At 67.9% G+C, this 25,573-nt stretch carries 30 protein-coding genes and 1 tRNA gene; 13 read left to right on the forward strand and 18 right to left on the reverse strand.

The features are described from left to right. The first annotated feature begins 118 nt into the window (after positions 1-118). A complete protein-coding gene (locus ACFVH0_RS17105) occupies positions 119-1,420 on the forward strand; it encodes a sensor histidine kinase (RefSeq protein ID WP_385821106.1) in 1,302 nt (433 codons plus the stop codon). Beyond that, the gene (locus ACFVH0_RS17110) at positions 1,393-2,052 is read left to right on the forward strand and encodes a response regulator (protein ID WP_385820925.1); all 660 of its coding nucleotides are present in this window, start codon (positions 1,393-1,395) and stop codon (positions 2,050-2,052) included. The genes ACFVH0_RS17105 and ACFVH0_RS17110 overlap by 28 nt, the downstream gene beginning before the upstream one ends. Positions 2,053-2,131: 79 nt before the next feature. On the opposite strand, the gene ACFVH0_RS17115 is transcribed toward ACFVH0_RS17110, so the two are convergent. Next, the gene (locus tag ACFVH0_RS17115) at positions 2,132-2,611 is read right to left on the reverse strand and encodes a molybdopterin-dependent oxidoreductase (RefSeq protein WP_385820927.1); all 480 of its coding nucleotides are present in this window, start codon (positions 2,609-2,611) and stop codon (positions 2,132-2,134) included. 409 nt (positions 2,612-3,020) lie between these two features. Then, positions 3,021-3,093: transfer RNA gene (locus ACFVH0_RS17120), tRNA-Arg, on the reverse strand. A gap of 328 nt (positions 3,094-3,421) precedes the next feature. On the opposite strand from ACFVH0_RS17120, the gene ACFVH0_RS17125 reads away from it, so the two are divergent. The 5 genes from ACFVH0_RS17125 (at position 3,422) to ACFVH0_RS17145 (ending at position 9,778) form a co-directional block, all read left to right on the forward strand. Then, positions 3,422-5,083 carry a dynamin family protein gene (locus tag ACFVH0_RS17125; RefSeq protein WP_385821108.1) on the forward strand — a complete coding sequence of 554 codons (1,662 nt, stop codon included), beginning with the start codon at positions 3,422-3,424 and terminating at the stop codon, positions 5,081-5,083. After that, entirely contained in the window at positions 5,080-6,981 is a 1,902-nt protein-coding gene (locus tag ACFVH0_RS17130) for a YfjP family GTPase (protein WP_385820929.1), read from the forward strand. Before ACFVH0_RS17125 ends, ACFVH0_RS17130 begins: the two co-directional genes overlap by 4 nt. A gap of 99 nt (positions 6,982-7,080) precedes the next feature. Next, the gene (locus ACFVH0_RS17135; protein ID WP_385820931.1) at positions 7,081-7,632 is read left to right on the forward strand and encodes a single-stranded DNA-binding protein; all 552 of its coding nucleotides are present in this window, start codon (positions 7,081-7,083) and stop codon (positions 7,630-7,632) included. A gap of 274 nt (positions 7,633-7,906) precedes the next feature. After that, complete coding sequence (locus tag ACFVH0_RS17140; RefSeq protein WP_385820933.1) at positions 7,907-9,355, forward strand: LAETG motif-containing sortase-dependent surface protein; 1,449 nt, start codon at positions 7,907-7,909, stop codon at positions 9,353-9,355. Between the two features lie 216 nt (positions 9,356-9,571). Further along, positions 9,572-9,778: a hypothetical protein gene (locus ACFVH0_RS17145; RefSeq protein ID WP_385820935.1), complete on the forward strand. Its 207-nt coding sequence runs from the start codon at positions 9,572-9,574 to the stop codon at positions 9,776-9,778. Between the two features lie 247 nt (positions 9,779-10,025). Here the strand turns inward: ACFVH0_RS17145 and ACFVH0_RS17150 are convergent, their stop codons facing one another. The 12 genes from ACFVH0_RS17150 to ACFVH0_RS17205 form a co-directional block, all read right to left on the reverse strand. Beyond that, positions 10,026-11,288, reverse strand: coding sequence for a tyrosine-type recombinase/integrase (locus ACFVH0_RS17150; protein WP_385820937.1), 1,263 nt, complete (start codon positions 11,286-11,288; stop codon positions 10,026-10,028). After that, a complete protein-coding gene (locus tag ACFVH0_RS17155) occupies positions 11,288-11,488 on the reverse strand; it encodes a helix-turn-helix domain-containing protein (RefSeq protein WP_385820938.1) in 201 nt (66 codons plus the stop codon). The genes ACFVH0_RS17150 and ACFVH0_RS17155 overlap by 1 nt, the downstream gene beginning before the upstream one ends. Positions 11,489-11,490: 2 nt before the next feature. Beyond that, entirely contained in the window at positions 11,491-12,864 is a 1,374-nt protein-coding gene (repSA, locus tag ACFVH0_RS17160; protein ID WP_385820940.1) for a replication initiator protein RepSA, read from the reverse strand. Then, positions 12,857-13,045, reverse strand: a complete 189-nt coding sequence (locus ACFVH0_RS17165) for a hypothetical protein (protein WP_385820942.1) — start codon at positions 13,043-13,045, stop codon at positions 12,857-12,859. Before ACFVH0_RS17165 ends, repSA begins: the two co-directional genes overlap by 8 nt. Positions 13,046-13,131: 86 nt before the next feature. Further along, positions 13,132-13,446, reverse strand: coding sequence for a SpdD-like protein (locus tag ACFVH0_RS17170; RefSeq protein ID WP_385820944.1), 315 nt, complete (start codon positions 13,444-13,446; stop codon positions 13,132-13,134). A gap of 23 nt (positions 13,447-13,469) precedes the next feature. Next, on the reverse strand, positions 13,470-13,625 hold the full coding sequence (locus ACFVH0_RS17175; RefSeq protein ID WP_376466634.1) for a hypothetical protein: 156 nt from the start codon (positions 13,623-13,625) through the stop codon (positions 13,470-13,472). Positions 13,626-13,636: 11 nt separating this feature from the next. Beyond that, on the reverse strand, positions 13,637-13,828 hold the full coding sequence (locus tag ACFVH0_RS17180) for a mobile element transfer protein (protein WP_385820946.1): 192 nt from the start codon (positions 13,826-13,828) through the stop codon (positions 13,637-13,639). A gap of 21 nt (positions 13,829-13,849) precedes the next feature. Beyond that, positions 13,850-14,503 carry a DUF2637 domain-containing protein gene (locus ACFVH0_RS17185; protein ID WP_385820949.1) on the reverse strand — a complete coding sequence of 218 codons (654 nt, stop codon included), beginning with the start codon at positions 14,501-14,503 and terminating at the stop codon, positions 13,850-13,852. Continuing rightward, positions 14,503-14,706, reverse strand: coding sequence for a hypothetical protein (locus ACFVH0_RS17190; RefSeq protein WP_385820951.1), 204 nt, complete (start codon positions 14,704-14,706; stop codon positions 14,503-14,505). The genes ACFVH0_RS17185 and ACFVH0_RS17190 overlap by 1 nt, the downstream gene beginning before the upstream one ends. Before the next feature lie 79 nt (positions 14,707-14,785). Continuing rightward, positions 14,786-16,141 (reverse strand): FtsK/SpoIIIE domain-containing protein, encoded by a 1,356-nt coding sequence (locus tag ACFVH0_RS17195; protein WP_385820953.1) that lies wholly within the window; start codon positions 16,139-16,141, stop codon positions 14,786-14,788. Between the two features lie 2 nt (positions 16,142-16,143). Next, positions 16,144-16,491, reverse strand: a complete 348-nt coding sequence (locus tag ACFVH0_RS17200; protein ID WP_145763555.1) for a hypothetical protein — start codon at positions 16,489-16,491, stop codon at positions 16,144-16,146. 138 nt (positions 16,492-16,629) lie between these two features. Beyond that, the gene (locus ACFVH0_RS17205) at positions 16,630-17,409 is read right to left on the reverse strand and encodes a GntR family transcriptional regulator (protein WP_385820955.1); all 780 of its coding nucleotides are present in this window, start codon (positions 17,407-17,409) and stop codon (positions 16,630-16,632) included. Between the two features lie 18 nt (positions 17,410-17,427). Here ACFVH0_RS17205 and ACFVH0_RS17210 point away from each other — a divergent pair, with 18 nt between their 5' ends. The 4 genes from ACFVH0_RS17210 to ACFVH0_RS17225 all read left to right on the forward strand — a co-directional run bounded on the left by ACFVH0_RS17210 (position 17,428) and on the right by ACFVH0_RS17225 (position 21,531). Continuing rightward, entirely contained in the window at positions 17,428-17,892 is a 465-nt protein-coding gene (locus ACFVH0_RS17210) for an NUDIX hydrolase (RefSeq protein ID WP_385820957.1), read from the forward strand. Positions 17,893-18,175: 283 nt separating this feature from the next. Continuing rightward, a complete protein-coding gene (locus ACFVH0_RS17215) occupies positions 18,176-19,738 on the forward strand; it encodes an RNA-directed DNA polymerase (RefSeq protein ID WP_385820959.1) in 1,563 nt (520 codons plus the stop codon). Between the two features lie 101 nt (positions 19,739-19,839). Then, positions 19,840-20,550, forward strand: coding sequence for a hypothetical protein (locus ACFVH0_RS17220; RefSeq protein ID WP_385820961.1), 711 nt, complete (start codon positions 19,840-19,842; stop codon positions 20,548-20,550). Positions 20,551-21,102: 552 nt separating this feature from the next. Continuing rightward, complete coding sequence (locus ACFVH0_RS17225) at positions 21,103-21,531, forward strand: hypothetical protein (protein WP_385820963.1); 429 nt, start codon at positions 21,103-21,105, stop codon at positions 21,529-21,531. Between the two features lie 337 nt (positions 21,532-21,868). On the opposite strand, the gene ACFVH0_RS17230 is transcribed toward ACFVH0_RS17225, so the two are convergent. The 3 genes from ACFVH0_RS17230 to ACFVH0_RS17240 form a co-directional block, all read right to left on the reverse strand. After that, the gene (locus ACFVH0_RS17230; RefSeq protein ID WP_385820965.1) at positions 21,869-22,210 is read right to left on the reverse strand and encodes a hypothetical protein; all 342 of its coding nucleotides are present in this window, start codon (positions 22,208-22,210) and stop codon (positions 21,869-21,871) included. Beyond that, positions 22,207-22,938: a GntR family transcriptional regulator gene (locus ACFVH0_RS17235; protein ID WP_385820967.1), complete on the reverse strand. Its 732-nt coding sequence runs from the start codon at positions 22,936-22,938 to the stop codon at positions 22,207-22,209. The genes ACFVH0_RS17230 and ACFVH0_RS17235 overlap by 4 nt, the downstream gene beginning before the upstream one ends. A 729-nt stretch (positions 22,939-23,667) precedes the next feature. Beyond that, the gene (locus tag ACFVH0_RS17240; protein ID WP_385820969.1) at positions 23,668-23,946 is read right to left on the reverse strand and encodes a hypothetical protein; all 279 of its coding nucleotides are present in this window, start codon (positions 23,944-23,946) and stop codon (positions 23,668-23,670) included. An 80-nt stretch (positions 23,947-24,026) separates the two neighbouring features. Here ACFVH0_RS17240 and ACFVH0_RS17245 point away from each other — a divergent pair, with 80 nt between their 5' ends. Then, positions 24,027-24,782: a GntR family transcriptional regulator gene (locus ACFVH0_RS17245; RefSeq protein ID WP_385820971.1), complete on the forward strand. Its 756-nt coding sequence runs from the start codon at positions 24,027-24,029 to the stop codon at positions 24,780-24,782. Between the two features lie 25 nt (positions 24,783-24,807). On the opposite strand, the gene ACFVH0_RS17250 is transcribed toward ACFVH0_RS17245, so the two are convergent. Beyond that, positions 24,808-25,275 (reverse strand): DUF4240 domain-containing protein, encoded by a 468-nt coding sequence (locus ACFVH0_RS17250; RefSeq protein ID WP_385821110.1) that lies wholly within the window; start codon positions 25,273-25,275, stop codon positions 24,808-24,810. A 23-nt stretch (positions 25,276-25,298) separates the two neighbouring features. Here ACFVH0_RS17250 and ACFVH0_RS17255 point away from each other — a divergent pair, with 23 nt between their 5' ends. Continuing rightward, on the forward strand, positions 25,299-25,442 hold the full coding sequence (locus ACFVH0_RS17255) for a hypothetical protein (RefSeq protein WP_385820973.1): 144 nt from the start codon (positions 25,299-25,301) through the stop codon (positions 25,440-25,442). Positions 25,443-25,573 lie beyond the last annotated feature (131 nt).

Here is a 25,573-nt window from a genome sequence, read left to right on the forward strand (position 1 = left end):
GAGCCGGATGGGGTCTCCCCTGCTCCTGGTCGAGCGGTGCCGAGAGATCGGGGAAGGAGCCCTGGCGAGTGACGACAACGCGGCGAGGTGCGGCACCGGGGCACACGAGCCCGGCCTGATCCGAACGAAAGACCCCAGCACTGTCTGGCAGGCCCTGCCGGCGCGCCGCTATCCGCTGTCCTGCTGGCCCTGGCGGTCGGCGGGCTACCTGATCAGCGGCGCCCTGGCCGGTGCGGTCCTCCTGGTGGTGACGGTGACCGGCGTGATCGTGGGCGGTCTGCTCTCCGTCGTACTGATCGGGCTGCCGCTGCTCGCCCTCCTGGCCCTGACCGGCATCCCGGTGGCGGCCCTGGAGCGCCGCAGGCTCGCCCTGATGGGCCCTGCCCCGGCCCCGGACCCGCACCGCAGCCCGGCCGAACCGGGGCTGCGGAGCTGGGCGGTGTGCCGGTTCCGGGAGCGGGCGACCTGGTGGGAGCTCGGGTACGCGGTGCTGTTCGCCGTGGTCCTGTGGCCGCTCGACGCCCTCGCGGTGGGCTTCTGCGCGGTCGTGCCCCTCGTGGTGATGGGCACCCCCGTGGTGATGGAGGTCTACGGGGACGGCGCGGAGGCCCGGGTGGCGAAGCTGTGGACGGTCACGACCTGGCCCGAGGCCTTCGCGACGGCGGCGGGCGGGCTGGTGCTCCTGCTGCTCGGCTGCTACGCCCTGGGCGCGCTGGCCGGGGCGCGCGCGGAACTGACCCGCCTCCTGCTCACCCCCGGGCCGACGGGGCCGGACGAACGCGTCATGGAGCTGACCCGCTCCCGGGTCCGGCTGGTCGACGCCTTCGAGGCCGAGCGCCGCCGTATCGAACGCGATCTGCACGACGGCGCCCAACAGCGCATCGTCGCCCTCACCATGATGCTCGGCCTGGCCCGGCTGGACGCCCCGCCCGGTCCCCTCGCCGACCAACTGGCCAGGGCCCACGAGGAAGCGGGCAGAACCCTCGCGGAGCTGCGCGAACTGATCCACGGCATCCACCCCCAGGTGCTGGCCGACTACGGCCTCCAGGCCGCGGTCGCCGACGCCGCCGAGCGCTCCGTGATCCCCGTCGAGCTGGACGTCGAACTCCCCGGCAGACTTCCCGAAGCCGTCGAGGCCGCCGCCTACTTCGTGGTCTGCGAGGCCCTGGCCAACGTCGCCCGGCACAGCGGCGCCCGCCGCGCCGGGGTCAGCGGCGGCCACCGCGGGGGCCGGCTGTTCCTGGAGATCCACGACGACGGACGGGGTGGCGCGAGCACGTCCGCGGGCGGCAGCGGACTGACCGGCCTGGCCGACCGGGTGTCCGTGCTCGATGGCAGACTTGCGCTGACCAGTCCGGCCGGGGGCCCGACCCGATTGCGTGTGGAGATTCCTTGCGAGTGGACCGATCGCTCCGTGTAGTCCTGGCCGAGGACAGCGTGCTGCTGCGCGAGGGACTGACGGGCCTGCTCGGCCGCTTCGGCCACGAGGTGGTCGCCGCCGTGGGCGACGCGGAAGCGCTCCGGGCGGCCGTCGCCGAACACGGACCGGACATCGTCGTGACCGACGTCCGGATGCCACCCGGCTTCCAGGACGAGGGCCTGCACGCGGCGGTCCGGCTCCGCGAGCGGCAGCCCGCCCTCCCGGTCCTGGTCCTGAGCCAGTACGTGCAACGCGCCTACGCCGCCGACCTCCTGGACTCCGGCGACGGCTCGGGCGTCGGCTATCTGCTCAAGGACCGGGTCGGCCAGATCGAGGAGTTCATCGACGCGCTGCGCGAGGTCGCCGACGGTGGCACGGTCGTCGACCCGGAGGTCGTACGCCAGCTCCTGCGCCGCCGCCGCGACCCGCTGGAACGCCTCACCGCCAGGGAGCGAGAGGTGCTCACGCTGGTGGCCCAGGGCCGGTCGAACGGCGCGATCGCCCGCGAACTGGTCGTCTCCGAGGCGGCGGTTGGCAAGCACATCGGCAACATCCTCGCGAAGCTGGACCTCCCGCCGGCCGACGAGACACACCGCAGGGTGCTGGCGGTCCTGACCTTCCTGCGCGCCTGACGGCCCCGGATCAGAACCCCGGAGCACCCCCCCGCCGCCCTGCATCAGAACCCCGGAGCAAACCCCCTGCCGCCCCGGATCAGAACCCCGGAGCAACCCCCGCCGGCCCGGCACAGACCCCGGCCCACACCTGAGTGACCCCACTGACGTACCGCGCCCCGCACCGGTCCGACGGCACCACCAGCTGACTGCCCGCCCGGTCGAGCCCCTGCCCGTCCATCGCGGTGGCCAACAGCACCGGTACGTTGCCGAAGTCGGCGTCGATCTCCGCCCAGGAGAGCACGGTGTGATGGCTGTCCTCCCCGGCGACGGCGAGCAGGAAGCGGGACCGGTCCTTGCGCCGCCGCCCATCGAAGGGGGGCCCGGCGTCCGCGACCACCTCCCGCAGCAGCGGCCCCTCGAAGACATGGCGCCGGGGCCCCTCGGTCGCACAGTCGAAGGTGACCTCCGCGCGGTGCTGCTCCCATCCGGCGCGCAGCTCCGGGACGGTGAGGGTCACCGGACGGTCCAGATCGCCCCACAGGGTGAACGCCCTGGTGCGGGTACCGCGCTGATCCATCCGGCTGCCCCCTGAACGCGGTCCGCCATGACAGGTGCGTACAGCTCATGCCCGATCGGCCGGACCCGCAACCTCAGAGGCGAGGCAGAACCCCGATCCGCCTGGCATTCAGGAGGCAACTGGCGGACATCCCGCCGCAGGCGCGCCCACGACCGCCCTCCTTCCCCCTCTCGCCCACTCCGGCTCCCCGGCTCCCCGGCAGCTCGGCCGACGATGCCGCCCCCCGTACCCGCGTGCCCGAGCGATCGGCGCCCAGGCCCGGTGCACTGTCGGACACCTGCCGGATCCTCCCGGGCCGCGCCCCGGGGCCGGTCCGGCGTTTACGCCTTCGCTACGCGGCCCTCGCTACGGTGCGGTGACCCGCAGAAAAGGCCCTCCCGAGGGAGGGCCTGATGTCGTACGGGCAGAGCGCCCCCGGCAGGACTCGAACCTGCGGCCAAGCGCTTAGAAGGCGCCTGCTCTATCCACTGAGCTACGGGGGCCGGGTGTTGGCCTCGGCGGCCTGGAGCCCTGGGGCCGGGCCGGTCGGTGACCTGCCGGGACAAGGATAGGGCTCCGATCGCCTCGTCCTGGTTGCTTCACCTGCGTGGCACGATGTGGAGGTTCGGTGAAGCGAACCGATAATCGCAGGTGGGTGGGATTCGTGCACCGCTTTTGACGCCTCGCGCCCCGGGTGTTGTGCACTCGTTATGCCTGCGCCCCACTCGTCCCCTCTGTCCCGACTTCATCCCTGGGAGAGAACCGGCGCGCAGAGGTGGCTATACGCTTCAAAAAGGCGCCAAAATTGGGCATTCTTCGCATGTGGTGACCTTGGACGTACGGCCTCAGCTCATCGACGCACTTTCCGCCCTGCGCGACCGTGTCGCTGCCGTGCGTCTTCCACTTCCGCTACCGGGGGCCGCGCGCGCCCGGCAGACCCGGAGCGAGCTGCTCGCCCAGCTCGACGACTATCTGCTTCCCCGGCTCAGGGATCCCGAAGCGCCGCTGCTCGCCGTCATCGGCGGGTCCACCGGGGCGGGGAAGTCGACGCTGGTCAATTCCCTGGTGGGGCGGCCGGTCAGCGAGGCCGGGGTGCTGCGGCCGACCACCCGGACACCCGTGCTCGTCTGTCACCCGGACGATCACCACTGGTTCGCGGGGGCGCGTGTACTGCCGCGGCTGACCCGGGTCTGGCTGCCGCCGGAGGAGTCGGAGGAGCCCGGCCGGTGCGACGAGCTCGACGCACTCGACGGACTCGACGGGGACGACGAGCAGGGCGGGACCTGTCTGCGGGTCGAGACCTCGCCGGGGCTGCCGCGCGGGCTCGCCCTGCTCGACGCGCCCGACATCGACTCGCTCGTGGTGCGCAACCGGAGGCTGGCCGCCGAGCTGATCTGCGCCGCGGACGTGTGGGTGATGGTGACCACGGCCTCCCGGTACGCGGACGCGGTGCCCTGGCATCTGCTGCGTACCGCCAAGCAGTACGACGCCTCGCTCGTCACCGTCCTCGACCGGGTGCCGCACCAGGTGATCCCCGAGGTGTCCCGGCAGTACGGGGCGCTGCTCACGCGGGCCGGGCTCGGCGAGGTGCCGCGCTTCACCATTCCCGAACTGCCCGAATCGGCCGGTGGCGGCAGCGGGCTGCTGCCCACGACAGCCGTCGCCCCGCTGCGGGCCTGGCTCTGCCACCGCGCCCAGGACCCGGCGGCCCGCCAGCAGGCGGTCGGACGTACGGCGGCCGGGGTCATCGACTCGCTGGACGTACGGATGCCCGAGCTGGCCGGGGCCGTCGCGGCGCAGTACGCGGCGGCCGTGCGGCTGACCGGTGTGGTCGAGGACGCGTACCGGGCGGAGGGTGCCCGGGTCCGGCGCAGGCTGCGCAACGGCGGCGTGCTCGCCGGGGACGCCCGGACCAGGTGGCGCGGCTACCCGCAGTACAGCACCTCGGGGGAACTCCTCGAAGCGCTGGTCGAGAGCCTTGCCGCGCTCCTGCGGTGCGCCGTGGCCGCCGCCGACGAACAGATCCGCACGACCTGGCAGCGCGAACCCGCGGCCCGGGAGTTCGGCTTCGAGGACGTCGGCCGGGAGGCCGGGGGATGGGGGCCGGCCGAGGACATCCGGGGCCGGATCACCATGGCCGTACGGCGGTGGTGGCGGGTCCTGGAGGAACTGGCCGAGGAAGAGGTGCGCCGGCTGGAACGCAATGCCGCACCCGACGCCGAGACCGTGGCGGCGCTGCTGGCCGCCGCACTGCTCGGCGGCCGCCGCACCCGGGGCGCCGGAGAGCAGCTCGCCGAACGGATCGGCGCCCAGGGCGCGCTGCGGCTGCGCGACAAGGGAGGGGCACTGCTCACCGAATGCCTCGACCGGGTGCTGAACGGCGAGCGCGACCGGCGGCTCGCTCCGCTCGACGCGCTCGACGTGGCCCCGGAGCCGCAGGCCGAACTGATCGCCGCGCTGTCCGTACTGCAGAAGGAGAGGTGGCAGCGATGACTGCCGTCACTGACGAGGGGACCGGCCCGGCCGGGAGCCCCGCTTCCCACGAGGACCAGGACGCGGACGGGGCGGTCCTGGTGCCGGTACCCGGCCGGGCACCGGAGCCGGACCGGGACTGGAACGACGGGCTCATCGCCCGGCGGGCGGCGGCCAAGGCGGTGGACCCCGAGCCCGAGACCGCCCGGGACGACGACGTACGGCCGCCCCAGGTCGAGGCCTACGTGCCCTCCGGCGGCCCGCTCCGGCCGAGGCTCGACGCGCTGCGCGAACTCGTCGGGCTGTCCCGGGCCCGGCTCGACGGGGACACCCTCGCCGAAGCGGGACGGGTGCTCGACGAGGCGGCGGCCCGGCAGCGGCTCTCCTCCCGGCACACCGTCGTCGCCATCGCCGGGGCCACCGGCAGCGGCAAGTCGATGCTCTTCAACACCCTCGCGGGCGCCCAGATCTCCGAAACCGGACTGCGCAGGCCGACCACCGCAGCCCCCATCGCCTGCTCCTGGACCGACGGGGCCGCCGGACTGCTCGACCGGCTCGCCATTCCGGGACGGCTCAGGCGCAGGCCGCAGCAGGGCGGCGCGGACACCGACGAGGCCCTCCAGGGACTCGTGCTCGTCGACCTGCCCGACCACGACTCGGCCTCGACCGAACACCGGGAACAGGTCGACCGGGTACTGGCGCTGGTCGACGCCGTGATCTGGGTCGTCGACCCGGAGAAGTACGCGGACGCGGCCCTGCACGAGCGCTATCTGCGGCCGCTCGCCGGGCACGCCGAGATCACCTTCGTCGTGCTCAACCAGATCGACCGGCTGCCCGGCGACGCCGCCGACCAGGTCCTCGACGATCTGCGCCGGCTGCTCGACGAGGACGGCATGGCACTCGGCGAACACGGCGAACCGGGCGCCACCGTCATGTCCCTGTCCGCGCTCACCGGCGAGGGCGTCGGCGAACTGCGCGAGGTGCTCGGCCGGTTCGTCCAGGAGCGCACCGCGGCGGCGCGCCGGCTCTCCGCCGATGTGGACGCAGCCGCGGCCAGGCTCCGCCCGGTGTATGTGGCCGAGGGGCGGCCCGGCCTCGGCGAACAGAGCCGGGAGGAGTTCGCCGACCGGCTGGCGGAGGCCGTCGGGGCGGCCGCGGCGGGCCAGGCGGCCGAGCGCGAGTGGCGCAGGAACGCCGGACGGGCGTGCGGCACGCCATGGCTGCGTCTGTGGCGCTGGTACGAGTCGACCCGGCGGCCCGGAACCCTGGAGCGCCCGGCGCAGCCCGAGCCCCCCGAGGAGGAGCTCACCGCCCGGCAGCGCGTCGAGCAGGCGGTACGGACGGTGGCGGACGAGGCCGCCGGCGGGCTGCCGGGCCCCTGGGCGCAGGCGGTCCGCGAGGCGGCGGTGCACGGCGCGGACGGGCTGCCGGAGGCGCTGGACGCGCTGGTGGAACGGGCCGGCTCGGAGCACGTCTCGGGCGGTCCGGCGGTGGTGGCGACGGGTGTGGCCGGGGCCTCCGGGGTGGCGCACAGCGGCCGGGTGGGCGGGAAGCCGCCGCGGCCGAAGTGGTGGCCCGCCGCGGTGCTGGCGCAGGCCGCGATGACGCTGCTGCAGATCTTCGGCGGGCTCTGGCTGGTCGGGCAGATCGTCGGCGTGCTCGAACCGGGCTACCTCACGCCCGCGATGGTGATGCTGATCGGGGTGATCGGCGGGCCCCTCGTGGAGTGGTCGTGCGCGGCGGCGGCGCGTGGGCCGGCGCGGCGGTACGGGCAGGAGGCCGAGCGGCAGCTGCGCGAGGCGGCGGCGGCCTGCGGGCGGGCACGGGTGCTCGATCCGGTGGCCGCGGAGCTGGTGCGGTATCGCGAGGTGCGCGAGAGGTACGCGACGGTGACGGAGATTTCCACAACCGGCCGGTAGTCCACAGGCCCCGGCAGGATTTCCGCCTCCCCTTCAATCTGGGATCAGTGACCGCGCGGACGCGATCGCTGTTCCGAAGGCCGAAGGGGAGGCGGAGTCATGAACGACACCTTGGTGACACTGGTGGGCAACGCGGCTACGGGCGTGGAGTTCCGGGAGACCGCGACCGGTGGAATGGCGCGATTCCGGTTCGCGGTGACACCGCGCCGCTGGGACCGCGAGAAACAGCTCTGGACGGACGGGCACACCAGCTTTTACACGGTGTGGGCCTGGCGGACTCTGGCATTGAATCTGTCCGGTTCCGTTTCCGTCGGGGAACCACTGGTCGTGCACGGCAGGCTGAAAGTGCGCGAAGAGGAACGGGAGGGGCAGCGCCGGACGTTCGTGGACATCGAGGCGGTGGCGGTGGGCCACGATCTGACACGGGGGACGGCCGCGTTCCGGCGGGTGCTGCGGGGTGAACCCGGGCTGACGGCCCGGGTGGGCAGCCCGCAGAGGGCGGGCACATCGGCACGACCGGAGGGGTTCACCGGGCCGGACGAGCCGGACGGCCCGGGTGATCCGGGCGATTCAGGGAAACCGGGCAGTTCCGGAGCCAGGCACTCGACGGACCGTCAGAAGGCCGGTCAGGAACTCGTGTCGGTGCCGTGACGGACCGGGAGCGAGCCGGCGGAGACCCGGGAACGATGCCGGGGAAGACCGTGGGAACGGGCCGGGGCGTGCCGGAATCGGGCTTGGGAAGCGAACGCGAGTGATACCGGCGATAACGATTCCGATTCGGAATGGTTGTACGACGGTATGACGGGGGACTGTTCATCGCTTCGTCCTTAGGATTCCCCCGTACTCACGGGGCACTTGAGTCGACTGGCGGGGCAATCCCCACACGCGCATCAGGCGCGGAGGGCCCCGCCCGGAGGGGAATTCTGTGTTTTCTGCTTCTTCAGCGACCGCTTCGCCGTCCTCGGCGGCGACGGCCAATTCTCCACGGCGGCGCGGCATAGCCCGACTGGCCGCGTCGGTGGTGGCATCCGGTCTGGTCATGGCAGGCGCCCTCGTCGGCGCGGGCGGCGCGGTCGCCGACGAGGCACCGCAGCACCAGGGCGGCGCGGCCGCGGTGCTGGACGGGTTGAAGACCTTCGACCGCGCCGTGCTGCACACCGACGGCCGGGACCAGCAACTGCCCGCCGGCCTCTTCGAGATGACCGTCGACGGCGGCGGCCAGCTCAAGACGTACTGCATCGACATCCACAACCCCACCCAGGACCAGGCGAAGTACCTGGAGACCCCCTGGAACCAGACCTCGCTCGGCGCCAACAAGAACGCCGGCAAGATCCGCTGGATCCTGGAGCACTCCTACCCGCAGGTCGACGACCTCGCGGCGCTCGCCAAGGAGGCCGGCACCGGCCCGCTCACCGAGAAGACCGCGGCGGCGGGCACCCAGGTCGCCATCTGGCGCTACTCGGACAACGTCGACGTCGAGGCCACCGACGGCCAGGCCGAGAAGCTCGCGGACTGGCTGGAGCACAGCGCCGTCGACCAGGCCGAGCCGAAGGCGTCCCTCGCCCTGGACCCGGCCGCGGTCTCCGGCAAGTCCGGTGAGCGGCTCGGCCCGGTCACCGTCCGCACCAACGCCGGCCAGGTCTCCGTGACCCCGCCCGCCGACGCCGCCAGCGGCGTCAAGGTCACCGACAAGGCCGGCAAGCCCGTCACCGCCGCCGCCAACGGCGCCGAGCTCTACTTCGACGTGCCCGAGGGCGCCGCCGACGGCTCCGCCTCGCTGACGGTCCAGGCCACCACCTCGGTGCCGGTCGGCCGGGCGTTCGCCGGTGTCACCAAGAGCCAGACCATGATCCTGGCCGGCTCCAGCGAGACCACGGTCTCCGCGACCGCCACCGGCACCTGGGCCAAGAAGGGCGCGATCCCGGCCGTCACGGCCAAGAAGAACTGCGCCAAGGGCGGCGTGGACGTCACCGCCGCCAACACGGGCGACGAGGCCTTCACCTTCGAGCTGGCCGGTGTGAAGCACACCATCGAGGCCGGCAAGTCCGAGACGGTCACCGTCCCGGTCGCCGAGGACCAGGCGTACGACTTCACGATCACCGGCCCCGGCGGCTTCACCAAGACGTTCAAGGGCGTCCTGGACTGCAAGACCAGCGGCAGCGCCACCGGCGGCACCGACACCCAGACCGGCGGTGACAAGCCTGCCCCGGCCACCTCCGGCGGCAGCACCTCCGGCGGCTCGGGCGACCTCGCCGAGACCGGTGGCTCCAGCGCCACCCCGGTCATCGCGGGCGTCGCGATCGCCCTCGTCGTGGTCGGCGGCGGCGCGGTCTTCCTCCTCCGCAAGCGCAAGGCCCAGCCCTCCGCGCAGTAACCCCGCACCACCCCTCCGCACACTGACCGCGGAGTGACGAACGACGGGCGGACGGTCACGTCCACCCGATGACGGCCCCGGCACGCAGACGCGTACCGGGGCCGTCGCATGCCACAGGGCAGGTTCAACCCCCAAAAAAACAAAAGGCGGTTGAGGCATACGCAGGGGATCATCCGGCCCGAAGCGGGCCACCGGATCCGGTGGCCGGTCCGCCCTGTGCGCATCGCCACGGCGATGCCGGACGATGGGGGATGCCCGAGTGAATCTTCGAAGAACCATCGCCGTCGCCGGTCCACCGACGTCGGTGCGCCGATCGACGGGCCCGACGAGCAGAACGTGTCCGAGCCCCTGACCGGCCTCGGCGTGGACGGCGGACTCGCGGTGGTCCCGGCCCCCCACCTGCTGGTCGCCTACGCACAGTGAGGAACGGGTGTGGCCGCCGCCCCGGTGACCACACCCCGGCCCGGCCGCCGGTGGCCCGTCAGTGATCGGCAGCGACGACCGGTGACCGATCGGCTACGGGCGGGGACGGCTAAGGGGCAGGTCACGGGCTCCGGGTGATACGGGTTTTCATCCTGGGATGGACGTCAGGCAAGATGGGGTGTTTCTCTCCGGGCGAGGGCGCAAAACAGCCCCTCACCAGCGGGTTTCCCGTCGATGAGGGGCCGTGTCAGGCGGCTTGGGCCGCCTCTGGGTCGTCATGGGCGTGACCGGAGGCCCGGTACATCGCACTGATGGCTTTCCGGGTGCGGGTCTCGCTGCTCGGCATCAGGTGCGTGTACACCCGGAGCGTGAAGCCCGGATCGCTGTGCCCGAGATAGAGACTCAGCGCCTTGATGTTCTCGCCAGCGTCCAGGAGGACCGAGGCGTAGAAGTGCCGCAAGGCGTGCATGCCGTGTTCACGGGCCGCTGCGTAGCGCTGGCCCTTGTCCGGCACCGGGATGATGCCGGCGGCGGCGAGTGCGGGCTTCCACCGTTCGTCGTTGAAGCCGTTGCTCCACAGGGCCGTGCCGACGCTGCTTGTGAAGGCAAGCCGGTGGGTGACCTTGGGCCCGGTGGGCGTCACCCAGGGCAAGGTCACGTCGACCGGCGGGAAGCGCTTCATATGCTCGGTCAGGGCCACTGACACCTCGGGGTCCAGCGGAACATCCCGGAGCTTGCCTCGCTTCGGCGGCGCGAAGACGAGAGAGCCGCGGACCTTCTTCACCTGCTGCCGGACGTAGAGCCAGCCGAGGTCCCCAATGTTGTCGACCGCGAGACCGAAGATCTCGCCCTGGCGCAGGCCACAGCCGCCGCCGACGTCGGCCATCGCCTGGTAGCGCTCGGGGAGGCCGGCCCGCACGGCGAAGACTTGCGAGGCCGACCACGGATGGACGCGAGAGGGTGCGGGGCGAGGCGCCTTGACCGAACGGGCACGGCAGGGATTCGAGGCCAGCAGGCGGTCATCCACGGCCGCGGTGAGCACGGAGGAGACCGCATCGAAGATCAGACGCCGATAGGAGGCTGTCGCCACGGCATTTTCGAGCTGACGGTTCCAGTCGCGGATGTGTTCCGGCTGGAACGAGCCGATCGGACGCGTTCCAAGGTAAGGCAGGGCATGAAGACGTAGCCGCCCCTCCACCGCGGCCCGGCTCGCGAGGTCCGTGGTCAGTGCCGCGATCCAGCGCTCGGTGTACTCACGGAAGGTGGTCCGTGCTGCTCGCGGGTCGATGTACTGGCCGCGCGCCATGTCGGCTTCGATGTTGGTCAGCCACACGTCGGCCAGGCGCTTCTGCTTGTCCGGGAAGCTCTTGGACTTCTCGGTGCCGTCCGGGCCGATGTAGCGGGCGCGGTAGCGGAGACCGACGCCGTACCGATCGCTCTTCATCCTGCGGGGCTTGCCGTCCGTGCCGATTTCGACCTTGTACCAGCGGTCTTGGATATGTCCGGCCATCAGGCGGCAGCCCCTTTCTGGAGGCACTCGACCCAGGCACGCACGTCATCCGGGTCATAGCGCAGGTGCCGGCCGACACGGAATCCGCGAGGACCAACCCGCTTGCGACGCCATTGGTAGACCGTTTCGACGCTGGGGAGGTCGAACATCTCCACCAGGTCGTCCGGCGTCAGGTAGCGGACCGGGAGCCGCGTTGCCATGGTCACCACTCCCTCTCGTCAGAGGCTGACCGAAGTTCCTCGCGTGCGGTTTCTCGGTTGAGCCGGAGGTCGCGGGCGATGGTGGCGGCGAGGGCCGATTCACCCGGTGTGTGGCCGTGCCCGGCGTACTGCCAGTCGGCGAGGACGAGGACGGTGTCCGGCTCGCGCTCCTCCAGGCCGAGGGCGTCACGTTCCTGTGCGGCGCGGAAATCGGCGCGGGCCTGGCGGAGTTCGCGGAGGGTGGTCGAGTACCGGCGCGACTTGGAGGAGAAGTGGCCGCGGAAGCCGAGCATGTGCGCCCAGGCCCAGAGACGACGTTCGGGGTAGAGCGGATCGAGCTGCTTGCAGGTCGCGATGAGGCGGCGGGTGTGGTCGGGGACCTGATGGCTGTCGAGTTCGGAGAGTTCACCGATCCGTCGATCGATGGTGCCGGTGCTCTCGGCAGCCTTGGTGGCGTACTTGGCGACGTAGGAGGCGACTGCCTGTTCAGTGATGTCGGAGCCGTCGCCGAACGCCTTCACGGGTCGGACATCAAGCTGTGTGCCCCAGCGGAAGGTACGGGCAGGCTGCTCCGCGGAGGCCGGGACGGAGACCGAGGTGTACGAGTGCGAGGCTGCGGCGCGGATCGCGTCCGTGAGTAGGCCGGAACTCGCCCAGGACGGGGGCGGAGTATCGGGCCCGTCCGGTCCGTCGAGGCGGATCACAGCATGGAAGTGCAGGGCGCCGCGCTTCTGGAACTCGGCGACCTTGCCGTAGGAAAGCCGGGCTGACTCCTTCAGTTCCCGCTGGCTGAGCCCGGCGCGGGCGGCGATCTCGCGGCGGAGTCGGTTGGTGAAGCGCTGCCAGAGGTCGCCCGCGTGGTTGTTGAAGAGGACGGCGCCCGCGTAGTCGTAGGTGGCCGGGTCGAGCGCCGTGCCGAGCGCCGGATCATCGGAGGCATGGCGAATGCCGCAGCGGCAGACGGCGCGCTCGGGCCGGTTGTGGACGGGGCCGAAGGACGGGGCGGTGAGGGTGGCGAAGACTCGGGGGTGTTCGCGGACCGTGGACGGGATGTCGCGGCGGTCGTCTCCGGCCAGGCCCGCGCGGATGAGGTGGTAGGTGTCGCCCGCGTAGGTCCAGGCGCAGGAAGGGCAACGGGAGGCCCGCCGGTTGCCGCACGCGACCCGGAGCCGTCCGCCCGGCTCGTTCTCGGTCGAGTAGTGGTGGAGGGTCTCGCCGGTTGTCTTGTCCTTGGCGAGGGTCCAGCCGGTCAGGTGAATCGGATCGGCGCAGCCGCCGGTGCGGCGGATCTGCTCGTGCCAGCGGTCGAAGTCGTCGGCCGAAGCCACCCTCAGCAGGTCTCCGAGGGTGGTCGGGTCGAGGAGCGTGTCAGGCACGGGCGTCCTCCCGCAGACGAGCGAGGCGGTGGGCGGTGCCTGTGCCGTGGCAGGCCGGGCAGTGCGCGCTGATGGTGCGGAGGTGGCCATGCCGGTCGCGACCGCCAAGAGTGACGGCAGCAGAGGCGACGCCGTCGCAGTTCGGGCAGCTGCGGGACGGCGGGCGGGTGCGGTGGGTCATGCTGGGGTTTCCTTCTGGTTGCGAGATCGGACAGGGGACGGCTCCCGGGCGGCGGAGACTTGGCGGTTGAGGCCGCCCGGGGCCGGTCAGCGGCCCTTGTGCTCGGCGCTGATGAGCGAGCGGATGACCAGGGCGCAGATGGCCACGGATGCGCCGGTGATGGCGACCGCGAGCAGCATCGAGACCAGGACGGCGCCGACGACCAGCACCACGGCCGTCCCGCCACCCACGAGCGCGATGACGCCGCCTGGGGTGAGCCGCACGGTCGGCCGGACCGGAGCCGTCATGGGGGCGAGGGTTTCCGGGGCGTGGTGGATGACGGCGGTCGGCTCGACAACCACGGCGGGCGGGGCGAGGTGGCCGGTGGGCTGAGGCATGGTCGGGATCTTTGGGCGGAGCATGATGGATCTCCCTTCAGCGGTGGCTACTTGACGGCGGTGTCGATGGCGGGGGAGAGCAGGCTGTCGGCGAGGAGGTAGCCGCCGAGGAGGAGGACGGCGACGAGCCACCAGGGCGGGCGGATGAGCTTGACGCCGAGCCAGCCGACGATGATCAGGGCGAGCCAGAGCGGGACATCCATGGACGGTTCTCCTATCGAGCGGTGCAGCGGTGGGTGCGGGCTGCGAGCTGCGCGGCGGTCTGGCTGGAGTAGCCGGCGGACCAGCCGCAGCCGTCCTTGGTGCACACGGCTGCGTGTTCGGTGCGGCCGTGGCGGTCGCGATGGGTGCCGACCTGCACCGGTCCGATCCGCATCAAGGAGTGGAAGTGGTCGCGGGCAGGCACGAGGGTGGTTCTCCCTTCAGGTCAGGTGAGTTGGGCGGCGATGGTGTCGGCCAGGTGAGGCGGGACGCCGAGGCGGGCGCGCAGGGTGTCGGTGTCGATCCGGGCGCCGGTGCGGGCCCGGTGGTCGGCGGCGACCTTTCGCGCGTGGTCGACCAGCGCGGCCGGAACCGGCGGACCGGTCGGCGTCGAGGCAGTGGAGGCGATAGTCGGGGTGTCTTCGGCCACGGGCAGCGGAGCCGGTACGGGCAGCGGCTCGGGAGCGATGCCCGGCTCGGCTTCTGGCGCCGGCAGAACCGGTTCCTGGTCCTTGGAGACGTGCGAGTGGGCGAGGAGCGTGCCGCCGAGGAAGGCGAGGGCAGGCCATCCCGCGATGCCGAAGCGCAGCCAGGCCGGGGGGTGGGCGAGGTCGAGGAACCCCGCGGTGGCCACGTTGGCTCCGAGCGAGGCGAACAGGGCGATCAGGAACCAGCACCACGCCAGCCGGGACGGCCCCTCACTGCGCAGCCGTCGCCAGGCAGCGACCAGAAGCAGGTCCACCGAGATCGGGTAGGCCCAGGCTTTCCAGCCGTCCTGTCCGGCGGCGTCGGCGAGGTCGTGCAGGTGGGCGAAGGACAGAGCCCCGGCGATGATGGCTTGGACGAGGACGGCGTCCACGCGGAACGCGGGGCGGGCCATCACGAGCCGCCTGGGTAGTCGGGGCCGTCAACGGGGTCGTGGCCGGGCGGGAACGTACCGTGCGGTGGCTCCGGCAGGGACGCGGTGAGGGACGGGCCCACAGCCTCGATGAAGCTTTGGTCGGCGTCGAGTCCGTCGGCGTAGAGGGCGAGGTGGCCCAGCATGAGCACGGTGCGGGCGACGTCCTCGCAGTCGGGGCACATGACGTGTTCTCCCTTCGGCAGGCATGGAGCGGGTAGGGACCTGGCACGAGACGGTCGCGCCAACCGGGAAGCGAAAGGGTCAGACGGTCGCGGGGGCCGACTTGGACAGCCGCACACGTTCCGAAGGCAGCGCGGCGGTGGCAGGCCGGAAGGGCGCGAGGGCCGGCAGTTCCGGGGTGCGGTCCGCGTACCTGTTGCAGAGGTTCACGGCCTGCCGCAGCGAGGTATGCGGGGCGCGAATGCGGGCCCAGCCACCGGACGAGTCGCCGGTGACGGCAATACCGGGGGTGTCGGTCGGAATCTGGATCGCAGCCAGGACCGCGTCCGGGGCGATGTCCCCGAAGGCCATGTTGGCGGAGGATTCGTCGTTGACGCGATGGGCGGTGCGGCCGGTGAGCTGGGCGCGGAGCATGGTGATGCCCTTGCCGAGTTCGGAGCCGAAGCGCTGCCCGCAGATCTCCAGATGGATGCCGGCGGCCCGGCCGAGCTGGGCCAGCCGCACGAGGGCGGTGATGATTCTGTCGCGCCGCTTCTCCTCGTCCTTGGAGGCGAACAGGGCGAGTTCGGCGACCTCGTCCACCAGGACAACGATCGGCACCGGTCGCAGGTGCTCAGGCAGGTCCCAGATGTCGGCAGCGATCTCCGCGTCCGGCACGTTGACCGTCATCCGTTGCTCGGCGCGGATCAGTTGGTAGACGTCCGCCATGTAGGAGACGAGAGCTTCGAGTAGGTCGAGGGCGCTGTCCGGGTTGTCGGCGAGCGCGGAGAACCGGCGTGCCAGCGGGAAGAGTTCGACCCCTTGCTTGCAGTCGATGCCGACCAGCGCAACATCCATGGGCGCGAGGCCGGCGACCAGGTTGCGCTGATAGACGGATTTCCCTGACTCCGTGGCGCCGAGGGTGAGGCCGTGGGGCACGGCACGGTAGTCGCGGTAGTGAACTGCTCCGTCCTCCCGCAACGCGACCGGAACGCGCATCGGGGCCGGGTCGGTCCTTGCGGGTATGTGGACCCGCTTGAGAACGTCGTATCCGGTCATCCGGACTTCGACGACCCCCGAGCGGAGCTCCCGCGAAGTGACGCCGTACATCGCGAAGGAGTGCCGCAGCCTGTCGGAGGCAGCGGAGACGTCGAAGGCGTCCTGTCCGGGGCGGAGTTTGAGGCGGAGCAGCAGGCCGGTGCGGGTGGGATGAACGCGCAGGATGCGCGGAGCGCGGGACTCAGGGACGGGGCGGTTGGCGATGCGGGCGAGGGCCAGGCGCCAGCGGGAGGGCGGGACGGTCAGCCCGCAGGCATCCATCACGGAGGCGTAGCGGATCAGGACTCGCAGGGTGGCGACTGCGGCGCCGAAGGCCAGCCAGTACCAGGCGGGGCGCCGCCACCGCAGGACCACTGCGGCAGCGACGACCAGCACCAGGGCGACCGTTAACCCGGTCATGATCAGGCCGCCTTCGAAGTGGCGCCGGCGAGCGAGGTGACGGCGACCGCGCGGAACGCGATCCCGTGCCGCTTCTGGCCGTTGAACTCGTTCTCCCACGCCGAGGCGACCAGCCCCGTCAGCGCGACCGGGGCACCCATGGCCAGGTCCTCGGAGACACCCGGCTGCGGAACGGTGAGCTTGAGGATCTCCACCTCGTCCGGCGTGGAGAACATGACCTCCACCGTCATCAGCGTGACGCCGTCCTTGTCGAGGGCGATCTCGCCGGTCCGACGGTCCTTGACCTTGGGCTGGGGAGCCTTGGCGACCATCACGGTGGCGTTGGTGGTGTCGACGGGAATCTGACGCACAACGATCACTCCTCTATAGGTATTGAACTCCCTCACTCATGTATATGAGTGACATGAAGAAGAGTGCATCACTCCTGTACATGAGTCAACCCGCCGCGGAGAAGAACTCGCGACGGGCTGAATGGAGTTGAGGTGGCGTCAGTCGGCGGCAGGGATCCGATACTCGAAGACGAACTGGTCAGCGGCCATGAGGGTGTCGCAGACCTCGACCACGCGGCCCTGCGTCGTACGGGCCTCGCGAATCAGGTGGATGACCGGAGCACCGGGGCTGAGAGCCAGTTCCGAGGACTCAGCCTTGGTGGCCGGACGCCCTTGGAGCGTCTCGACGAACTCGGCGAACTCGTGCCCGTGGTCTTCGAGTCGGGCGTAGATGCCGCCACCGCCGGGGTTCTCGGCGAACAGCTCGGGGATGTCCTTCACGACGTCCCATGGGAGATACGACGTCGCCGTCTCGACGGGCGTGCCGTTGCGGAAGTACAGGCGTCGCCTGGCGAGCACCTGAGTGCCGGCGGAGATCCCCAATCGCCGAGCGGCATCCTCAGAGGCTTCCATGGGGCCGATGTAGAGGACGCTCACCTTCGCCGCAGCGCCAGATTGCGCGGACTCGGCGAGATAGGCGGCCTTGCCGCCCTGCCGAAGCGAGCGCCGGAAGCGGTCCGACGACCGGTGCCGCACGGGCGGACGATCCTTGACGATCGAGCCCTTGCCGTGCCGAGTCTCGACCAGCCCACTCGCGCGCACCTCGACCATCGCCTTGCGGATCGTCCCGCCCGCGACGCCGTAGCGCTCGACGAGTTCCGACTCGCTGGGCACCATGTCCCCAGGACCTAGGACCCCTGCCCGGATCTGCTGCACGATCTCGTCGGCGATCTGTACGTACCGAGGCACAGACCGTTCTCCACCTACCGCGGTTCCCATAGTCCCTCTCTGCCTCCTATGCTCCTGTATATGAGTCAATCACAGGGGGCAACCTCGACGCCGCTGCACTCCGTATCTGTAGCCGGGGTAGTGGTGCGCGAGGACGGACGTCTTCTGGCGATCAGGCGCGCCGACAACGGCACTTGGGAGCTACCCGGCGGCGTGCTCGAACTCGACGAGACCCCGGAGGCGGGCGTCGTGCGCGAGGTCCTGGAAGAGACGGGTATCCACGTCGAGGTGGACGAACTCACCGGGGTCTACAAGAACACGACCCGGGGCATCGTCGCCTTGGTCTTCCGGTGCAAGCCTTCTGGAGGCACTGAGCGCACGTCCGCGGAATCAACGGCAGTCGACTGGCTCACCCAGGAGCAGATCAGCGAGCGCATGTCCGAGGTCTACGCGATCCGCCTGCTGGACGCCCTCGACGGAGCCGGCCCCCACGTGCGAAGCCACGACGGCAAGCACCTGATCCCAGCGCGGTAGAACTTTCCCTACTTCATCAAGACCCGCGCACGGCGCGGGCGCGCGCCGCCTCAGCGGCGCGGCCTGCCTCTGTCTTCGCCCCGGCTGGCCGCGCCAGGCGGCGCGCTACGGGCTGCGGGCTGAAGGTGGGGAGACCCGCTGTGGCTGGGGCGGTCGGCTCCACGGCTTTAGCCACCTCCCCGGTTCGGGTCCCGCGTCGAGCAAGACCAGGGGGCCACTCGTTCAAATTCCGGGCAGGATCACAGCCTGCCCGAGTTGCCGGCCAGCGTACGGCCCCCTGATCATGCTCGACCCCAAACCGGGCAGGACACCGGCCAAACCCGCTCCACCGACCTTCATGCTGCGCGTACTCTGTGAGGTTATGAGGGGGAGCCAGCTACGCAGCAGTTTCTTGGATCGCGCCGCCAATCGTCTATGGGCCGTCGAAGGGAGACTTGATCTTCCCGATGTGATTAATTTCCGTGACTTGAAGCCGTTCTGGAAAGACTATCGATCCGAAGTGCTGGATCATCTTGCCAACGTCCACTACACCCCAAACCATATTGAGCTTGTTGAGCATCCCAAGAATTACATAAATACGCGCCCGCTCGCAAGGCTCTCTGTTCAAGATCGCCTCATATATGAGGCATTGGCGTTTGAAGCCGCAGAATCCATAGATCCGCTTTTGTCGGAATCGGTATTCAATCATCGATCCCGGCGCCTATCAGTGCATTCGGTCGCAGACTGGAAGGCGATGCGCAAAAAAGCGCGCGGATTCCTGAATGATGACAAGAGTATGTTGATGGCAAAGACTGATATTGCTTCTTTCTATGAGCATATTGAAATCGACGTACTTACGATGGATCTGTCGGCAGTTGGCGTCGATAACGCAGTCATAGTGCAGCTCCAGAGTTTTCTCGAAGGATTCGAGCGGCAGTGTCACACATGGGGCCTCCCGCAAGGATCTGCCGCTTCCGGGATATTGGCCAATGCCTACCTACTTCCGATTGATAATTTCATTCAGCAGTTTGATATAAAGTTCATCCGCTACTCGGATGACATGTACCTATTTGACTCAGATGAGGAAAAGCTGCGCTCGATCCTGCAGCAAGTCAATCGAGCATTCAGGGCAAGACGACTGAATATGTCGGCACCAAAGACTGGGATACTCGCGCGCAATAGCGCAGAGGAGTATTTAGATGACATGCGAAAGGACTTGATTATCTACTTCCTTGGGCTAGGCGAGCCTTGGGCGGTAAAGGATCTGCGAGACCTATTCATTTCTGCCATTAACGAAACGCCCGCGAATGAAAGGGATATCAAATTCTCACTGCCCACGCTGGGCATCAGGAAGGATGATTTCGCATTTTCGTGGGCCGTGGAAAGCATTAAGACTTGGCATCACCTGTCCGCCCGCATCCTCAGGTATCTGGAAAGACTTCCCCATAAGCGTAAAGATCTGCGGGTCATGCTGGAGGGGGTACTCGATCGGGTGCCGATCGTTGACTACCCCTTTCTGGAGCGCAATGTATTTGAGACGGCGATTCGGTGCGGGATCCGTTCAGAGGTGATACGAAGCAGAGCCTGGACGGCAGTTCGTGATCGCAACAGGAGTAGCTATCCTCGTGAATTCGCAGCTAGGTACATAGGGAGACTCGGGACTCCAAATGACGGGCAGCTTCTTAAAATGGAGTACGAAGGAGAGTCTCATATTGACGTACGTCGAGCTCTCCTGGTGGCAATGTATGAGGCCGATTACATACCCCCTGGTCTACTCAGAAATCTCGAGAACTCATCCACGATGCTTAAGTGGACCGCTAAATATTTGCTCACAGCACCCGACGAAGTCCCTATTCCTAAATTCTAGGAATCCACGATCAAGAGGATTCGGCAATGGCGAGATTTTCTCTCTACTTCACCCTTTTCCTAACTTCTTTGGCCCTCTCATTCATGGCCCACGATTCGACTGTGGGCGATCTGGCCAGTGGTGCCGTTATAACTCTCGTTATTCCTGTAGCTGATGCTTTGATTGCAAATCGCACTAACATGCGCCACCTATGGTATTCCGTTCGTTTTGCATCCCGGGACGTGAGGATATCTGCGGCTTACCTCTTCAGGGTTAAAATAGACGACAAGTATCTACTGGTCCAAGGACGTCGTTTTCCGCAACTCCAACCTGTAGGCGGCGTTTATAAAATTTCAACCTCCGGAAGGTCATTTCTTTCAAGCATCGATGCACAAGATGATTCATTGATACCTTTCGATAGCCAAAGCAGCAATGACCTACGGATACGTATAAAAGGGTCGCAGATTCCCAAATTTTATGCGTGGTTTGATTCGCGTTCCGGGCGTGAAGATTCTCCATGGCGTGAATTTCACGAGGAGCTCGTTAGTACAGGGATATTACCTGCTGACGCATTCCCCTTCACTTTCCAGGATTACGTCAAGCGAGAGGTCGACCGAATCAGGTACAGCGAGCACGCTCAATCGTGGGAAATTTTGATTGCAGATGTCTACGAGCTGCTACCCAGCCCTGATCAAGAATCGGCACTGAGGCGGCTCGCAATGACGGATACGCCAAACGTGGCCTGGGTCACCGAAGAGGCAATCCGGCGTCGTGGAGTACTGCCAAATGGAACAGCCTTGAACATTGCCCAGCATGCCCGTCGCATCGTGTGACAGGCTCTTCTGATGTGCTGTCGGACTTTTCGATTCCCCTCTCGCCGGGAGATGCATGGTGCGGATGTCATTCGTAGAGCCGTATTGAGCGAGGTCTGAGCGTTCGACCCTCTCTGCCAGCCTTGGGTGGAGACATCCCGCTTCCGCCGCGCTGCATGTCCAAATACCCCGTTGACAACGGTGAACTGTCACAGAAAGGACGTAGTCCAGGGTGATCGAAGGTGCAGAAGCCGCCTCTTGAGCGATCGGAAGCGGGTAACGACTGTATGAATCCGGGTATCTGATGGGGAAAATAGAATGGTGAGCTGGTCTGAAGCGCTTCCGTATGTGTCTCAAGCTGCGACACTCGCTGTCGCAGCAGCCGCAGTGGCCTTCACGCACAAGTCTAGTAGAGACACGGGTGCACGCGAACTATCGACGAGGATGTGGGAGAAGCGGACCGACACCTATACCGAGATTCTGCGAGCTCTACGAGACCTGGACCCCACGAGGAGACCATCCCCCGAAGGTTTTGTGGGGAGAGGGCATGCAGACGGTCAACCTTCGGACGGAATGGAACTCCTTGCGCGCGACCTAGATTCAGAAGAATGGCAGGAATTTACAGCACGTGTGGACTCCTTCGCATCCGAGGAAACCAGATACCTGTTTAGCTTGTGGTTAGCTTCACTCGCTGGCTGGAGCTGGTTGACTATGAAGTGCCTCATCCATCATGGAGCAGATGGCGAGAAGTATGCTGAATCCACTGCCGAGTTGGATCAGTGTTACGCCGGCACGTGGGAGGTATCGAAGGAGCTGACGGCGCAGGTGCGTGCAGAGCTCGCCTTCAAGAAACGCTCCGTCAGGCGGGTTGTTGTAACCGCTCCTGAAGGATTTCTCGGTGCCGTAACGGACGTTAAGTTCGTCAAGGGTAGGCAAAAGAACCTTGAGCCTCGTAGTGCTGCGCGTCTGGTTTCGGTAAAGCACGGCTCTCCGTCGGAGTGACGCGAGGCGGCGTGAGCGTCACTAGCAAGGCCCGGACTTTCGCCGGGGGTATCGGTTTCAGCGAGTTTGATAATCTCTAGCTAAAGGCCGCCGGGAGTTGGGGCCCTCGTAGTCTCCTCTACTGGTGGAGAGATTCGTCGTTAGCACGCGATGCCCGCGACTTACTGCTACGCGGAGCGCCGATCCCCTAGCGCTCGTGACACCGTTCGTGAAGGGCTCATGCGGACGGTCGGCGGGCGTGCACGCCAGGTCGACGAGCGGTGAGCGGAGGGATTGACCCAGCAGAGAAGCCCCAGAACGAGTCTGGGGCTTCTCTAATACTGGATGCGCGCTATTGCTAGCCGAATGCTGCCGCCGGGAGATGTGGGTCTTCGTCTCCTTTACGGGAGGGAACCGGTGTCGGTAGGCGGCGGCCGCGGCTTGTTGCCACGCGGAGCACCTCGTGGAGGGCTTCAGCCAGGGCCGTCGCCAGGTGGCGCAGCTCTTGCGGCTCGGCGTCCTCGTCTCCGAGTGTTTCGGATGCGCGCTCCAGGAGGTCGGTTGCCATGCCGAGTTGTACCGCTTCGACATTGTCTGCCAGGCGAGACAGGTGGCCGCTGTTGTCGTCGGTGCTCAGGTAGCAGGGCTTGCCCTCGGGGCCCAGCCATGGGAGGAGCCGCAGTTCGTTGTGGTGGGTCATCCTTCTGTCCTCCTGTCTCCGCTCATCGTGTGGTGCGTGAACAGCGCGTCGGCGCGATCGCCGGGAAGCACCAGCCGCGCTGCCTCGACGACCCGTCCGGTTGTGTCGGTTGCCACACGGGTGACCGCCAGTACGGGCAGGGCTGAGCTGATGCGGAGGGTTGCCGCTTCTCTCGGGGTTGGGAAGCGTGCGCTGACCCGCTCCTGTACCTCGGCCAGCGGCGTGCGCAGTTCCGCCAGCCTTGCCCGCACCCCCTTGCACAGGGTCGACTCGCTTGGACCGTCGGCCGGCGCCAAGTCGCGGGGGACATAGATCCTGGCCAGGCTGTGCGGTGACTTGCCCGCGTGGCTGATGCATAGGAATTCGGTCAGTGGGCTGCTCGCGGACACCCTCAGGAGAGCGGTCAGATCCCCTCGCGCCGGGAGATGCGTGGTGCGGATGCTCATGCGTAGTGCCGCATCGGTCGCGGTCTGAGCGTCGGGCGTGCGACCACCGCCGACGTACGTGATTCTTCGGACGGGATGGCGGACGAAGTTGCCTCTGCCGTGAACCTTCTCGATGAGCCCTTCGCCCTGGAGTACGGCGAGGGCGTTCCGCAGCGTCGGGGTGCTGACCGCATAGCGGCCGGCCAGTTGTGCCTCAGAAGGGAGACGCTCCCCAGCCTTGAGGCGGCCCGTTGAGATCTGTGTCCGAAGGTCGTCGGCGATGGCATCACGGCGAGGAGCCACGGATGGAATCACCTCCTTCTCAGCATCCGCAGGGCGACGAGGCGGGTCCGGGAGTGCATGGTCAGCAGCTCTCCCGACTCGAAACGAAGCCGCTTTGCCGCACCTGCAAGCTGGAGAAGATTGGCCACGCGACACGACTGACCTCCGATCTGGATCACGTCGCCTCGCTGCACGCTGGTCGCGGTGATCTCGACGGTTGCGGCAAGTGCGCCACTGGGTGTCCATCTCCTCACTGGGACACCTCCCTTGAAGCGGAAGGGTGGCAGGGGCAGTTGCACGCTTCGTAGACCACGGGGACACCGATCGGTGCCGCGATGGGGGAGGAATGCGCACACTCATGGTGCGTGCCAATCAGGCACGAACTCGACCTGTAGGGAGCGGCATTCGCCTTCGTCACGCCTGGTCGCTGATGAGAAGGCATCAGATGGGCTCCGGCGGTGCGAACCAGGTTTGCGAGACGGGATCATGAGCTACGGCCGTTGAGATCCCCTTCGCGCCTTCGCCGCTTGCCAGCACGTTCGGGCGGACGAGCGCGATCTCGTCATCTGCGAGAACATTCATGCCGTCTCGAAGCCACCCCATGTGCGGCGCAGGAGAGTCGGCATGTCCGAGGTGAACGGCCCCCGAGCGGATAGGCGTTAAGGGGCGACGGTGACGGCCCCTCGGGAAGTACCGCTCACTGGTCCGTGAGACGGCACGGCGGATACGGTTGAACACGCTGATCAGCTCCTATCGCTGATGGCCAGGTCCCCGGACATCGCCCATCGCGGGGACTGCTTTGCGTACGGCGGCCCATAAGACGCGGCCGTCCACGTTGCTGGCGAGGAGGCCGAATCGATCGGCTTTCGCCACTGCATCCAGGACCTCCCGCCATGAGTCGGCGGGGAAGTCGTCCGGCACCTCCGCTTCGATCGATGTGTGGTGGGCGTGCTGTATTGCGCGTGTGGTCAGTCCGGCGGCGGACAACCGGGCGGCGATGTCCTCGGCGCTCAGTTCAGAAGCGGGCACAGGTATCTCCGTCGCCGAGTGATCGCCACGTTACGTGAAGCTAGTTAACTAGATTAGAGCTAGTGGACTAGATTTTCCATATGCCTGAGCAGCCGCCTTATCTCCGCATCGCGGACGTTCTCCGACAACGGATCGCGGAGCATGAGTGGACACCGGGGGACCGGCTGCCCTCACGTGCTCAGATCGGCGAGGAGTGCGGCGTCGGCGAGAACGTGGTCCGTCGGGCGCAGGAGCTGCTGATCTCGCAGGGCGTTCTGGAAGGCCGCGCAGGTTCCGGTACGTATGTCGCCGAACCACGTCGGCGTGTCCGGGTGGTGCGTTCCTCGGCACGCGAGCAGCGTGACGATTCCCCGTTCCGTGCGGACATGCAGGCTGTGGGCAGGCACGGGGACTGGGAGAGCCGGACCGAGGCCAAGATCCCGGCACCGGCAGAGATCGCAACGCGTCTCGGTGTCGCCGATGGCGATCTGTGTGTCCGGACCGTGTACGAGTTCCTGGCCGACGGGAAGCCGGTGCAGTTGTCGACAAGCTGGGAGCCGTACGACCTCACCGCCGGCACGCTCGTCGTTCTCCCCGAGGGAGGGCCGCATGCCGGGGCGGGTGTCGTGAACCGTATGGCTGCGATCGGCATCACGGTCAGCCACGCCGTCGAGCAGCCGGAGCCCCGCCAGGCGACTGCCGAGGAGGCCTCGCTCCTTGGCATCCAGAAAGCTGCTCTCGTCACCCACATCAGGCGGACGTACTACAGCGACCAAGGTCGACCCGTGGAGACCGCGGACATCGTCGTGCCTGCCGCCCTGTGCGAGATCGTTTACGAGATTCCCACCGGGCGATAGTGGGGTAGCTGAGGCTGCGCCGACCTCAGTTCTGCAGGTGTGGCCAGCCGTCTTTGTTGGAGAAGGTCTCGAAGCAGTACCGGGTTGAGCGGTCCCACTCCTGGCCAGTGGCCAGCTCGTATGCCTTGTCCGGCACGTAGAGCAGCCACTCGGCGTTGTACTTGGTGGAGGTATACGGGGCGAACTTGTCGACGTCGAAGAAGACGCTTTCCCAGACGGCTCGGCCGGCGGCGACCACGGAGCAACGCGTGTACAGGAACTGGTCGGCCGACTGGGGGAAAGGGCTCCCGTCGCGATCCGTCAGGTCGGCGACCGGCAGGACACCGAATTTTTCCTGGTCCAGACGGTAGAGAGCCTCGGCATGGCGTTCGGTGAAGCCCACGATGTCCGCGACCGAGCGACAGCCCAGCTCTTCGGCGAGCCGCTGGCAGTTCGCCTCGTTGGCCTCACCGTTCAAGGTGTCTATAAGTGCCCAGAAGTCGACCCACGTCATTCTCACGGACGCAGGATGCCAGGTTGGGAACCGACCGTCCCCGGCGGGCCGAGAAGCTGTCTGTCAAGGACGGCCTTGCAGTCGTGGGCGGTGACGTCCTCCTGCGCGCCGGGCACAACCGTCAGGTGCAGGCCGGGCTCGATGAGCGGACGACGTCCGCCGAGTGATCGTTCCTGGGCCGTCCTCGGGCCGTGCGAGGGTGCTCGGCGGCGATCGACGGCGACAACCAGTGACAGGTCAGCTACCAGTGCGGATGGCGAAAGGGCAGTTCACAGGGCCTCTGCTGAGACTGGTTTCC

The sequence above is a fragment of the Streptomyces sp. NPDC127117 genome, from assembly GCF_042677325.1.
Lineage (GTDB): Bacteria > Actinomycetota > Actinomycetes > Streptomycetales > Streptomycetaceae > Streptomyces.